This is a genomic window from Streptomyces sp. NBC_00370, from assembly GCF_036084755.1.
In the GTDB taxonomy this organism is placed as follows: Bacteria; Actinomycetota; Actinomycetes; order Streptomycetales; family Streptomycetaceae; genus Streptomyces.
This window is the reverse complement of sequence record NZ_CP107968.1, coordinates 4,056,354-4,068,747: the sequence shown is the minus strand read 5'-3', so window position 1 is coordinate 4,068,747 and position 12,394 is coordinate 4,056,354. Positions and strand designations below refer to the sequence as shown.

General features: G+C 67.0%; 13 protein-coding genes. 4 read left to right on the top strand and 9 right to left on the bottom strand.

Going from position 1 to position 12,394, the window contains the following annotated elements; genetic code table 11:
- Positions 1–75: 75 nt before the first annotated feature.
- The 4 genes from OHS57_RS18125 to OHS57_RS18110 all read right to left on the bottom strand — a co-directional run bounded on the left by OHS57_RS18125 (position 76) and on the right by OHS57_RS18110 (position 4,541).
- A complete protein-coding gene (locus tag OHS57_RS18125) occupies positions 76–1,167 on the bottom strand; it encodes a DUF6907 domain-containing protein (protein ID WP_328582649.1) in 1,092 nt (363 codons plus the stop codon).
- A gap of 824 nt (positions 1,168–1,991) precedes the next feature.
- Positions 1,992–2,603, bottom strand: a complete 612-nt coding sequence (locus tag OHS57_RS18120) for a C39 family peptidase (RefSeq protein ID WP_328582648.1) — start codon at positions 2,601–2,603, stop codon at positions 1,992–1,994.
- The gene (locus OHS57_RS18115) at positions 2,593–3,588 is read right to left on the bottom strand and encodes a threonine/serine dehydratase (protein ID WP_328582647.1); all 996 of its coding nucleotides are present in this window, start codon (positions 3,586–3,588) and stop codon (positions 2,593–2,595) included. Before OHS57_RS18115 ends, OHS57_RS18120 begins: the two co-directional genes overlap by 11 nt.
- Complete coding sequence (locus OHS57_RS18110) at positions 3,585–4,541, bottom strand: D-alanine--D-alanine ligase family protein (RefSeq protein WP_328582646.1); 957 nt, start codon at positions 4,539–4,541, stop codon at positions 3,585–3,587. The genes OHS57_RS18115 and OHS57_RS18110 overlap by 4 nt, the downstream gene beginning before the upstream one ends.
- A gap of 134 nt (positions 4,542–4,675) precedes the next feature.
- Between OHS57_RS18110 and OHS57_RS18105 the strand changes: the two genes are divergently transcribed.
- The gene (locus OHS57_RS18105; RefSeq protein ID WP_328582645.1) at positions 4,676–6,076 is read left to right on the top strand and encodes a UDP-N-acetylmuramoyl-tripeptide--D-alanyl-D-alanine ligase; all 1,401 of its coding nucleotides are present in this window, start codon (positions 4,676–4,678) and stop codon (positions 6,074–6,076) included.
- A gap of 529 nt (positions 6,077–6,605) precedes the next feature.
- Here the strand turns inward: OHS57_RS18105 and OHS57_RS18100 are convergent.
- From OHS57_RS18100 to OHS57_RS18090, 3 genes are all read right to left on the bottom strand, one after another.
- Positions 6,606–7,067, bottom strand: coding sequence for a DUF6415 family natural product biosynthesis protein (locus OHS57_RS18100; RefSeq protein ID WP_328582644.1), 462 nt, complete (start codon positions 7,065–7,067; stop codon positions 6,606–6,608).
- Entirely contained in the window at positions 7,037–7,399 is a 363-nt protein-coding gene (locus OHS57_RS18095) for an ATP-binding protein (RefSeq protein ID WP_328582643.1), read from the bottom strand. Before OHS57_RS18095 ends, OHS57_RS18100 begins: the two co-directional genes overlap by 31 nt.
- Positions 7,400–7,730: 331 nt before the next feature.
- On the bottom strand, positions 7,731–8,087 hold the full coding sequence (locus OHS57_RS18090) for a DUF6415 family natural product biosynthesis protein (protein ID WP_328582642.1): 357 nt from the start codon (positions 8,085–8,087) through the stop codon (positions 7,731–7,733).
- A gap of 162 nt (positions 8,088–8,249) precedes the next feature.
- Between OHS57_RS18090 and OHS57_RS18085 the strand changes: the two genes are divergently transcribed.
- From OHS57_RS18085 to OHS57_RS18075, 3 genes are all read left to right on the top strand, one after another.
- On the top strand, positions 8,250–9,701 hold the full coding sequence (locus OHS57_RS18085) for a helix-turn-helix domain-containing protein (RefSeq protein WP_328582641.1): 1,452 nt from the start codon (positions 8,250–8,252) through the stop codon (positions 9,699–9,701).
- Between the two features lie 10 nt (positions 9,702–9,711).
- Positions 9,712–10,197 carry a hypothetical protein gene (locus tag OHS57_RS18080; RefSeq protein ID WP_328582640.1) on the top strand — a complete coding sequence of 162 codons (486 nt, stop codon included), beginning with the start codon at positions 9,712–9,714 and terminating at the stop codon, positions 10,195–10,197.
- A 229-nt stretch (positions 10,198–10,426) separates the two neighbouring features.
- Complete coding sequence (locus tag OHS57_RS18075; protein WP_328585261.1) at positions 10,427–10,576, top strand: hypothetical protein; 150 nt, start codon at positions 10,427–10,429, stop codon at positions 10,574–10,576.
- Between the two features lie 265 nt (positions 10,577–10,841).
- On the opposite strand, the gene OHS57_RS18070 is transcribed toward OHS57_RS18075, so the two are convergent.
- Positions 10,842–11,339, bottom strand: a complete 498-nt coding sequence (locus tag OHS57_RS18070; protein WP_328582639.1) for a zinc finger domain-containing protein — start codon at positions 11,337–11,339, stop codon at positions 10,842–10,844.
- 48 nt (positions 11,340–11,387) lie between these two features.
- Positions 11,388–12,128, bottom strand: coding sequence for a hypothetical protein (locus tag OHS57_RS18065; RefSeq protein WP_328582638.1), 741 nt, complete (start codon positions 12,126–12,128; stop codon positions 11,388–11,390).
- Positions 12,129–12,394: the final 266 nt, after the last annotated feature.

Here is a 12,394-nt window from a genome sequence, read left to right as displayed (position 1 = left end):
GTCATTCCTTGGCGCGGGTGCGCCCGACGGTCACTGCGCAGTGGTTCCCACCCGTTGTGGTGGACATCGTGGTCATTAGCGAGTGTGTACTTTTGCGGCCCAGTCGGCGCGGGCCACCGCGAGTTCACGTGAGACCTGGTCGAGCCTGCGGGCCTGCGCCTTCAACTTCGTTGCTAGGTCAGTGACTCCCTGCGGGTCCAAGTGTTCAATGATGTGGTCCTGGATAACCGTCACGATGGCGTGCGGCATCCGTTCTGCTGCATCGTCGTCGGAAGGCCGGCATGAGATCTGGGGGCGGAACACCTCTTCTTCGTAGATCTCTCGGTGGCCCTCGTCAGGGGCATTCACGGTCATCAGCTGACCGGGGAAGTACTTGGTGTGCGTCACGTCAGTCGTCTTGAGCCGCAACTTGCGGAAAGGGACACCTTCTTCACTCGGATCATCTTCGGCCCACAGGGGGAGATAGCCCTGTGCCCTGATCCCATTTTCGGTCATGATCGTCCACTCGCGCTTCGCCGGAAGTGCTGTTTGTTGCAGCGGTGAAGTCTTCAAGGCGTCGACCGCGAGTACGCTTCGCATCGCCCGGAGGTCACCGGTGAAAACCAGCAGATCAGCGATCAATTGATCCGTAGCTGCGAGATCGAGTTCGTCGTCGGTCCCGCACTCGCTATAAATCGCGATCCGTGGTCCATCAGATGCCTCATCGTCCTCGTCAGCGAAAAGGTACGCCTTGAGAATCGCGCCGTCGGCCCCTGCGGTCCGAATTGCCGCCGCGTGTTCCGGTTCGGTGGGCGGGTTGTAGGGCTCCGTTGTGGGAACGGTTGAGTCCTCGGGGACGAGTCCCGTGTCAACGGCACACAAGGCGAGAAGCATGTCTGCCTGATCTCGGCTGATGTGTTGCGGGTCCCACCGGAGACGGATGCGGCCGGTAGCCCGCACGTAACTGATGTTGAGTGGTGCGTCGGCCGTGAGCCCGCACGTCTCGAACTCGAAGTGCGGCAAAGAATCCAATGAGGAAGCTTGGCTGCGAGCGCCACCCACTTCGTACGGGGCGGCTACCGGCTCACCCCCGAAGCCGCGTGACCCGTTTGCGGCACTTCGCGGACGTACGCCCATGAGGGAAGACAGGGTTGGCCTGACTACTTCTGCCGTAGAGATCTCGGTCATGGGAAGTGCTGCTTTCTGCTGGGCAGGGACGATATGCGGTGCTTGGACAAGCGGCACTGCGATATCGGCGGTGAAGAGGATCGACTGGGGAGTAGCGAGGTCCTCGCCGGGATACGCTCCCCCGCCAGTGAGCCGGCCACACCGCTAGATCAGCACTGATCATGTCTGTCCGCAACGATGAGGGATTCGATGCAACATGCACGGTTATGATCGGCCGTCACTGATGTCCGCAACCGAAGTAGCCCCAGTCGAGCCTGGAAGATTTGGTGGCTCGGCAGTCCGGGCGACAGCCCACGGATGGCGACGGCCCGAGGAGTGGGTCGCTGTTGTGAGACCGACCTGACATCTCTATCCGGATCGAAGACCGTCGTCGTGGAGATCGGACGGGACCGTCCGATCTCCAATTCTGCGCCCTACCGCGACAAACGATCGACTCTACGAGCGCGAGACTAAATACTTCCTCGATTTCCTTCAGAAAACGTCCAAGGAAGCATGCCGGCGCGAATAATCCGCGAACCAGGAAAACGCATCTCCGCCAGTAATTTCAAACCCATTCTTGACGGCTTTCCATCCGCCCATGCGGCGCAGTTTCGGGCTCTGCAAAGATCATGGGCGTGATTCGCGGGTAAGTTCGCGCCCTCTTTGTGAGGCGAAGCTTGATGAATTCCAACGGACGGATCGCGCTGCAGCGCCACGAAGCTACGTCGTCAGGGGTCACGGCTCGCGCCCAGGATGCCCGGTCGACCAGTAATAACGTCCCATGCAGTTGGCCGCACGACTGCTCTCTGACGCTGTGCCCGCGTGGCTGGCATCAGTTGGTGATGTTAGGCCAGGGATACTCCGCGGTTGCCGAAGAATTCGGCGAACTCGGTTACGAGCAGGTTCGCGGTCCGCGCTTGGTCGGTGTGGCCGGAGGGGTTTCGGAAGTGCACCGTGTCGCCTTGGCGGCCGGTGACGAGGACGAGGTGGCCGCCCTTGCCGGGGGCTGGGTTCTCGGGGCGGCGGATCTCCTTGTGGACGGAGGCCATGACGAGGCGCCCGTCGTCGAGGAGGGAGAGAAGGTCGGGCACCGTCAGGGTGGGTTGTACCTCTGCGCGCAGAGGGTGAACGTCCTGTACGTACTGGACGAAGGGGGCGTAGATCAGGCCGTGGATCGTTCCGGTGTCCGGGTCTTCGGTGTACGCGCCGTATTTGCGGGCTCCGTCGAGGAGTTCGAAGAGGGTGGGTGCGTTGCCGGTGCGGGCGAGGAGTGCCATGCGTAGGCAGGCGATGCCGCACATGTGGCCGCACCATCGGCCGTAGGTGTTGATGTCGGGGGCGCCGGATTCGGGCCAGCGGGGATCCGCGTCGTGTGCGCGGCCTTCGTAGGCGAAGGCGGCGATCAGGTCCGGGCTGGCGTACTGGGTGATCGTGGGGAACGGGTGGTCATCGGGCACGTGAGGGTTCCTTCCGGTGGGCGCTCTGGCTGATCAGCCGGTGGAAGGTGGGCAGGTCCACACCACCGCCGGAGATCACCACCCCGATCATCCCCGACTCGTGGGGGACGAGGCCGGCAAGGACGGCGGCGAGGGCGCAGGCGCCGCTGGGTTCGGCTACGACTTTCAGGTGCCGGAACGCGAACGCCATGGCGGTGGTGATGTCGCGGTCGGTGACGGTCACGACGGCGTCGAGGAGCCGGGAGTTGACGGCCCAGGTCAGCGGTGAGGGGCTGTTGTGCCCGAGGCCGTCGGCGATGGTGGCGGGTACGTCGGGCAGGGCGATGCGCTGGCCGCAGCGTAGGGAAAGCAGCGTGTCGGCCCCCTCCTGCGGTTCCACGCCGATGACTTTGATGCCGGGGTGGAGGTGCTTGGCGATGGTGGCGGTTCCGGCGGCAAGGCCGCCGCCGCCGACGGGGACGACGAGTGTCTCGATCTCGGGGTGGTCGGTGAGGAGTTCCAGCGCGGCGGCCCCGGCTCCGGCCATGACGTGCCGGGAGTTCGCCGACGGGACGACGGCCAGGCCGTCACGGGCGGCGATCTCGGAGACGAGGGCGTCGCGGTTCTCGGAGTCCCGGCGGTAGGTGACGACATTGCCGCCCAGCGCGCGGATGCCTTCGACTTTCGGGGCCGGGGCGTCGGCGGGGATGACGACCGTGGCCGGCACTTCGAGGAGCCGGCCGGCGAGGGCGAGTGCCTGGGCGTGGTTCCCGGAGGAGGCACCGATCAGGCCCCCGGCGCGTTCGGCCTTGGGGAGGGATGAGGCGTGGTGGTAGGCGCCGCGGAACTTGAAGCTGCCGGTGCGCTGGAGGCTTTCGGCCTTGCACACGACCGGCCAGCCCGCGGCCTGGTCGAGGGAGAGCGCGGAGAGGGCCGGGGTGCGGGCGGCGACCGGGGCGAGGTTGGCGGCGGCGTCCTCGACGTCGCGAGCGGTCAGCTCGGTCATGGCCGGTACCCCGCGTGGGTGGTGGCGGTGGCGAGGATCGTGCGCACGAGTTGGTCGTAGTCGATGCCCGCCGCGTCCGCCATGGTGGCGAGGTTCCCGGTGCGGGAGAGGCCGGGCAGGGTGTTGATCTCCAGCCAGACCGGTCCGCCCGGGGTGATGATGAAGTCGGAGCGGGAGTATCCGGTGCAAGCGAGGGCTCTGTGCGCGGTGAGCGCGGCGTCGGTGATCGCGTCGAGGGTGGTGGCCGGGAGTTCGGCCGGGCACCGGTAGCGGTATCTGTCCTTGTCGCGCTTGGTGGCGTAGTCGTAGAACTCGGCGCCGACAGGCAGGGTCTCCAGCGGCGGCAGCGCCGCGGGTGTGCCTTCGACCTCCAGGATGCCGCAGGTTACCGGTGTGCCCGTGGTGAACGGCTCGGCGAACCAGCCGTCGTCGGCCCTCACCCCGGACAGCGCTGCGGCGAGTTCGACGTCGTCATGACAGACCGTCATTCCGATGCTGCCGCCTTCGGAAAGGGGCTTGAGAATCAGCGGGAAGGCGATCATGCCGGTGATGGCCTGCGTGATCGTGTCGCGGTCGCGGGGCGGGAGAACCACGGACGGCAGGACCGTAACGCCGGCGGCGGCAGCGACGGTCTTGGCGAGCGTCTTGTGCATGCCGATGGCGGACGCCGTCACGCCCGAGCCGGTGTAGGGGATGTTGAGAGATTCCAGTAAGCCCTGGAGCTTGCCATCCTCGGCGTACTGTCCGGCGATGGCCAGGAACGCGACGTCGGCGCTGCGGATCTGGTCGGTGAAGGTGGTGTCGGCGGCGTCGAGCAGCGTGGTGCTGTAGCCCTGTCGGGCGAGGGATTCCTGGGCGGCGCGGCCGGACAACAGAGACCGCTCCCGTTCGGTGGACCTCCCGCCGGACACGACGGCGATTCGGGCGGCGGGTTCGAGAGACTGCTTCGTCATCAGTTAGTGCTCCTGTTTCGGGGTGGTCTGGCCGGTCTCGGATGTGCCGGCCGGTGAAGGCGCTACGGTCGGAGGACTGAGCCGAGCGGCTGTCTGCCGTGCCGGGCAAGTCCTGCTGATGCGGAGTTCGTTACGTGATCCCTTTTTCGCTCGAAGCCGTCGCGACCGCCGTCGGCGGCCGTCTGTGTGACGTACCGGATTCCTCCGTGCTGATGACGGCGCCCGCGGTCGTCGACTCACGCACGGTCGAGCCCGGTGGACTGTTCGCCGCGCTGCCTGGTGAGCAGGCAGACGGGCACGCCTTCGCGGTGAATGCGGTGAAAGCCGGTGCGGTGGCGGTCCTCGCCACCCGTCCCGTCGGTGTCCCGGCCGTGGTCGTCGATGACGTGCTGGACGCGCTCGCGGCACTGGCCCGCGCCGTGCTGGGCGCCGTGCCGGAAGCGACCGTGATCGGGCTGACCGGCTCGGCGGGCAAGACCAGCACGAAGGACCTGATCGCCCAGGTACTCCCCGAACTCGGTGAGACGATCGCGACGGCGAAGTCGTTCAACGGTGAGATCGGTATGCCGCTGACGGTGACGCACCTGAGCCGCGGCGTTCGCTACATCGTGCTGGAGATGGGTGCCCGTGGCATCGGCCACATCACCCACCTGACACGCATCGCCCCGCCCACGGTCGGCCTGGTCCTCAACGTGGGGACCGCCCACGTCGGCGAGTTCGGCGGCCGTGAGCAGATCGCGAAGGCCAAGGGCGAACTCGTCGAAGCACTTCCGGCGGACGGACTGGCTGTCCTCAATGCCGACGATCCGCTGGTCGCCGCCATGGCGTCGCGTACCCGCGCCAGGGTGCTCACCTTCGGTATCGAGAACGAGGCCGATGTGAGGGCCGTGGACGTCGCCCTCGACACCTCGGGCCGGGCCTCGTTCACCCTGACGGCCACCGGCGCCAAGGCGCGGGTCGACCTGTCCCTTTACGGCGAGCACCACGTGGCGAACGCACTTGCTGCCGCCGCCGTCGCGATCGGGCTGGGCGCCGGCGTGGAGAAGACGGCGGCGGCGCTCTCCCGCGCGGTCCTGGTGGCGTCGGGGCGCATGGAGGTCACCGACAGGCCCGACGGAGTGCGAGTCATCAACGACGCGTTCAACGCGAACCCCGACTCGATGAAGGCGGCATTCAGCACCCTGAAGTCCATGGCGGACGGGCGCCGGACCATCGCGGTCCTGGGAGAGATGAAGGAACTCGGCGCCGACGGAAGCGACGAACACCGCCACGTCGGCCGTCTCGCCGCCGCGGCAGGCATCCACGTACTCATCGCGGTCGGCGACGACGACGCGCGGACGATGGCCGACGCCGCCCAGCAGGAGAACCCGCAGTTGGAGGTGGTGGCCGCCCGCGACCGCGACCACGCCCTGACCCTGGCTAGCGACCTGATCCAGCCCGGGGACATCGTCCTGGTCAAGGGCTCGCACAGCGTCGAGCTGGAGCACACGGCAGAACGTCTGGCCCATGCCGGCACGGTGACCCACGAACGCTAAGAGTTGGGACATCAGAAGCGCTGCCATTCGGCGTTGACGTTGCATTCGTGGCCAAGGACGGCGGTCGGTTCGGCGTCCTTGGAGCGGGCGGCCGAATTCGTCCGTGATGCCACGACCTTGGCTCGGACGGCGACCACGTGGGATGGGGCGCGGCGTGACAACGGGACTCCTGTGTCGTTGGTTGTCGGTGCCCCCGGTTGTGAGGGGAGCGAGAGCGGGTTCGGCGGGTGTGCTGAGCTACTTCTTCTTGTCCGTCTTGTCCGTCTTGTCTTTCTTGGCGGCGGCTCGGCGTTCTGCGCGGTTGCCGTTCGCATTGGGTGTTGCTGCGGCCGATGACTTGTTCTTGCGGACGGACACGCCGTCCGATGCCGGCGGTACCGACGTTGCGCTTGAACCTGCTCATCCATCTGCTCCTGGGTGTGTGGTGTGGTGGGTAACCGGCATTGGTTACAACGGGGTTGGAGGTTTCTGCGTGGGCTGTGGAGGGGGGAGGACTCGCGGCATGGGGGCTGCTGGAAGCGGGAGGTTGTCATGCGATTTCCTTGACGCTCTTGGTCTCCGCGAGCCGTTCCAGCAGGTCGTTGACGACCCCAGCCATTCGTCGAAGGTGGCCGAGGGCCTGGCGGTAGCCACCCGGCAGGATCTCGGGGTGCAGTGTGTGTGCACGCCGAAGAAGACCGCGCACCTGGGCGTCCCCGTCGCCAGCGGGGTTGGCGATGGCGACGAGCTGCATGAGATCGGCGCGCAAGCGCTCGGCGATCTCTCCGAACTCGCTCTCGCGGGGGTTCTGGTCGCCCAGGACGTCACCGACGTCGTCCACGATCTCCTCCAACGGCTTCACATCACGAAGCAGGCAGGCGATACGAGCCAGGCCCTCAGCATCGACGGTTGGCGACCACTGCCCGGCCGGCGGTAGTACGGGTCGGCTGATCTCGGCGAGGCCAGTAGGGGAGGAGCGCATCAGCAGCGCCTGACGGCGTATGTGCACCACGTGCAGGTGCCTTTACGGCCCCAGTCGCTGGCGAGATAGGTGACGAGCTGCATGCCGCGTCCGCCCTCGTCGTCCGGACCCGCCTCCCGTACCTCCGGAGCGCCGGACGAGTGGTCATCGACCTCGATCAGAACGTCACCGGAGGTGTCACAAGTAATTTGAAAAAAGATGGAGTTGACGTTGCCGTGGACGATGGCGTTGGTGACGATCTCGCTGACCAGCAGCTGCACCGTCCCGACCACGTCCCGGTCCCTGACGCCGGCCCTTCCGAGCACAGCTGCCGTCATCCGACGCGCGGCCTTCACGCGCCTCGGATCGGCATCGAACGACATCGCACTGTGCGCACTCCTCATCGGCCCTCTCCAAGTCGCCGTGTCGCTACCCGCGGGGATCGTGTCGAGGCGGGCCGGTAAACACCGGGAGAAGAGGGCGGTAGCGCGGTGTGTCAGAGGCGTCCGACGCATAGGAATTCCCTCCGAGTTCGTCCAGGGCCGAGCCCTCACCGGGACACGGGTCGCGTTTTTCTGGCGTCGCCGTCGCCTGCCGCAGCGGTCGCCCAGTTCCGCTGTCGGCCGTGCGGGGCAAGGCGTTGTGCTGTTGGTCTACTACCGCCACTGCCCGGCACCGTGCAGACCTCGGCGCTGATCCAGGAAGTCATGATCTTCATCCGGGTATCGCCAGGCGCTGAAAGTGGCGGCACAGCTCATCGACTGAGCGGGCGAGAAGCGTGGCGTGCCGTACAGGTCCGAGCGAGCAGGGGCCGGCCGCCAGACGCCGCCGGGCTTCGCCGATTCCCGCTTGGGCACACGCCACGTTTCGTGGCCCAGCTACGTCACACCGCTGTGCCAACTCCGGGATGAGCAGGTTGAGGTGCCCGCGAAGTTGGAGCGTGAGCGAGCTCAGTGCCTCGCCGGAGGGAGCCTCGGCGCCGTCGTTGAGCAGGGCGGCTGCAGCGGCGGTCATCGTGGAGATGTCGAGCGGGACCGTGCTCTGCATCGCAGGATAAGTGGTCTCGTCCATGGCGTGCTCCCCGGCTCGTCGGTTTGTGCGTTGTGCAATCAGGTTCGACCGGAACGCGCAACTGCGGGATGACCGGCGGGGGTTACCGAGGCGGTAATACACTCGTTGACGCCCCAGCAAGACGCGCTCGCGTGCGTAGGATCACCCTGGAGGCCGGCTCACATGGACGCCACGACACCTGGCCCGCTCGCCCCCGACGTTCTCGACAGAGCAGACGTACGAGCAGCCCTCGCGGAGCACGACTTCGCGGCCGTCTTCACCTTGATCAAGAAGTGGGGCGGTCTTTCCCAGAACCGCATCGCGTCCGCCTGCCAACTCACCCCCGGCAAGGTGTCCACGATCGCCAGCGGCAGCCAGCGCGTCACCAGCTTCGACGTGGTGCGGCGGATCGCCGACGGACTACGCATCCCAGGGCACATGCTCGGGCTCGCACCGCGCCCCTGGGAGCACCAGCAGCAGACCCAGCTCCCGCCAGAGTCGCCGGGCGCACGATCGGCAGCCAGCGAGGTCCCGTGGAGGCCGGATGCCACAATCGACCTGGCAGCAGACCTGACGAGGAGCGATCTCGTGATGGACCGTCGCGCAATCACGCGCGCCCTTGCCGGAGCGGCTGTAACCGGCGGCGCGCTGCTCGAATCCCTGGAGGGCTGGCTCCAGCCGGCTGCCGTACTGGCCGCACCGGCCCGGCGTGGCCGACTCGGACTTCGCGAGACAGACGAACTGGAGACCACCGCACGCGCGTTCCGGCAATGGGACCATCGGTACGGCGGCGGGCTCCGCCGCAAGGCGGTCCTCGGGCAGCTTTCTGAGGTGGCCGGCGCGCTCGACGAGCACCAGGCACCCGAGGTGGAGACGCGCCTCTACCGGATCATGGCGCAGCTCGCCGGAACCGCGGCGACCATGGCATGGGACAGCGGTCTCCACCGACGGGCGCAGGAGTACTACCGCCTGGCTCTGCGATCGGCGCACGCTGGTGCCGACCCGGTGTTCGGTGCCAACGTCCTTGCCGGCATGGCCCGTCAGATGCTCTACCGTGATCGCCCGGACGACGCGCTTCAGCTCATCCAGCTTGCTCAGGAAGGTGCCCGGGACGTGATCGGGCCTCGCGTGCGGGCCATGCTCCACACGCGCGAGGCGTGGGCGTACGCCGCACAGGGCCGCACCGCCGGATTCCAACGGGCCACCGCGAAGGCGGCCGAAGCCCTCGCCGACGCGTCCTCCAGTGAAGAAGAGCCATACTGGATCGCCTACTTCGGTGAGGCCGAGCTGGCGGGAGTCACCGGCGGCCGACTGCTCGATCTCGCGCGTCAGGATCCCCGGCAGCACGCGGAACGGGCGGCCGATGAAATCCGTACGGCGCTCTCTTCGCGTGGCCCGGAAGCAGGCCGCTCTCATGCGCTCGACCGGATCGGCCTCGCCGAGTGCCGTTTCCTCGTCGGGGACGTCGGCGGCGGCGCGGAGGAGACCCACCGCGCGGTCGCCGCCGCGAGGCTCACCCAGTCCGGCCGGGTCCGTACGCAGCTCGGGCAGCTTTACCCGTACACCGTGGGCCACCAGGCGTCGCGGCCAGTGCGCGAGGCGCGCGATAGTATCCGCGACCTGCTGTCGAGCTGAGGAGAGCGGCGTGACGACGCTGGCCGTGACCGGACACATGGACCTGACCGAGGAGAGCGTGCCGTTCGTACGGTCCGCACTACGTCACCTACTGGAGTCTTACCGCGGGGATTTGACCGGGGTGTCGTGCATCGCCGCCGGGGCCGACGCGTTGTTCGCGGAGGAAGTCATTGCGATCGGTGGCCGGCTTGTCGTCGTGATCCCCTCCCGGGACTACCGGGCGAAGAAAGTGAAGCCCGACCATGCGGCGGTCTTCGACCACCTCGTTGAGACTGCCGCGGACGTGGTGACGTTGCCTCATGAGACAGCGAATCGGGCGGCGTACGAGGCGGCGAACAGCGAACTGCTGACGCGTGCGGACCGGCTTGTCGCGGTGTGGGACGGAACTCCGCCGTCGGGCAAAGGCGGGGGCACCGCTGACACCGTCGAGGAGGCGCGAGCGGCGGGGCTGGGTGTAGACGTCGTGTGGCCTGATGGGGCGGCACGCCGGGCGTGACGAGAGAGCGCCTCGTCCGGTCTGGAGACTGGCTAAGGGGTGCAGGTGCAGTTTCACTGTGGACCGCCGTGTAGGCGAGGCGGCTGCCTGATCGGCTAATCCGGTCGGTGCTGGATGTCACCCAGCGGGGGGCACGATTCCGCGCCGATGGTCTGTGCCCTTGCGGCCGGGCGGTGCTCGCGCGGCGGAGGATGCCCAGGGCACGTCGACGGCGGTTCTGGTGAGCGCGGTGAACGAGGCACTCCTCGGGCTCGGGGACCGTGTGCACGGTATTCAGCGCAAGCAGTACCGGGCCTATCAGCGTCTGCGGAACCTCGCGTGCCAGGGTCAGGGAGCCCTCGACGACCCGTTCGGCCAGTTCGGGGTCCTCCTGCCGTAGCCGGGTGACGATACGTTCGCTTGCTGCGGAACTTGCGTGGAAGCCGGCGAGAGTGCGTGAGCTGCTAGGGATGCCAGATAGTCGCCCAGTGCTGAGGCTTGTTTGACGGGACACTGGAGGGGGCGGGTCGCTCTCCTCCAGCGGCTGTCAGTCCCAATTGGTCATTGGCGCAAGTCTGTTCGCGGGTAGACAGCTCTGTTGCAGGGCTTTCGCTCCTACGATCCGGCGGGGACGCCGTTTGTCGTTCCCGCTTCTGACCCGCCCCTCAACGTAGCCCGTACGCGTGGTTGTAAGGCGCTTCGGCGTCGGTGGCCCGGAGGAAGTGAGGCTGCTTCTTGGACCTGCCGCCGCTCGTACGACAGGAGACCCCAATAGGGGCGCTGCAGTCGCGGCACTCCCAGTCGAGAGCCTCCGCCAGCCCCCGCTCTTTGATCTGAGCCAGCACCGCTTCGCGCTCCTGCCGCCAGGCTTGCCTGTCGGGCCCCATTGCAGATAGCTCCGAGTCCTGCAGTCGGCGGAACGTCCGCTGGCGCTCGGGGTCTGCGAGGGGCCCCGACAGAGGCTTGGTGACGACGGCAGTCTGAGCCGCGCTTTCGCCCGCTTCCAGCTCGGCTTCCAGGTCGTCTACTCGCTGCCGCAAGTGGCGCTCGAAGTCGTCCAGCGTTGCCCCAGGGTGCGTTCCGGAGAAATCCAGGGTCTCCAGATGGAAGCGGCGAAGAACGCTAAGCGTGTATCGCGCCTTGTGGTTGGTGAACTCGCGCATTGCGGTACCTGTTTGTCCTGTCTTCTGGCGTTGTCGTGCAGGCGGGGGTCAGAGGTGCCGGGCGAGCGCGGCCTCCAGACGCTCGACTGCATCGCCATGGGCGCTCAGATACGGCTGCATCACCCACACGTCCTTGCAGAAGGGCGCGAATCCCAAGGACTGCCATATGCCCTGGACCACGGCCTTCTCTCGCGCCTCTCGCGCGTCGCCGTCCCGTTCACCGACCGGGATGTCGATCGGGTACGGATGTGTCGCCACGAGCGCCGCATGGCCTGCGACCCAGCGGAGCAGACGGCCGATCAGCAGTCGGCCGACGCCGCCCAGCCCACGCCACGCCGGTGCGATTCGTGCCCGGTCGATGATGACGACCTGGTCACCACTCACCAGGCACTCCTCCAGATCGGAGTGCAGGCCGAGATCCCCTGACTTGTCGAAGATCGGTGCGAAGTGCTCGTAGTCGGCGTCGCGCGAGTCCAGCGACTCGTAGACGTTTCCGATGCGCCACAGGTCCAGCGTCAGGCCGGACATTGTGAAGATCGTCAACTCTTGCCGCTCACCCCGGGACAATTGGGCCAGCGATACGCCAGGGGCCAGGAGCCGCGCGTTATCGGCCTCGGCTTTGTCGTCGTCCGGCTCCCACAGGGGCAGAACGGCGCGGCAGTGCCATTCGAGTGTTGCGGGATCGTCATGGGCATCGGATGCGACCACGGAAGCGGATGATTCGAAACGTAGCTCCAGGCGGTTCAGATGCGTCAGGAGGTCCGTCCTGGAGAGTGCGGCTTCGGTCATGAGGCCACACGCTAGCCACGCGGTCGGCTGCGTATGGGGCGATTCCCAAGACGGGTGGCGATCCTCTCGGCAGGCACTTCGGTGCGAGGTGGTGCGCCACGTGCCCTCCGAGCAGGGCCTCGTGCGAGATGGGGCACGCGGAGGGCACGCAGCCCTACAGGGGGTCAGATAACGACAAAGCCTCAGGCATCTGACCTGAGGCTTTACAAAAGAGCGGGTGACGAGAATCGAACTCGCGCTCTGAGCTTGGGAATCACCCGGTGCTC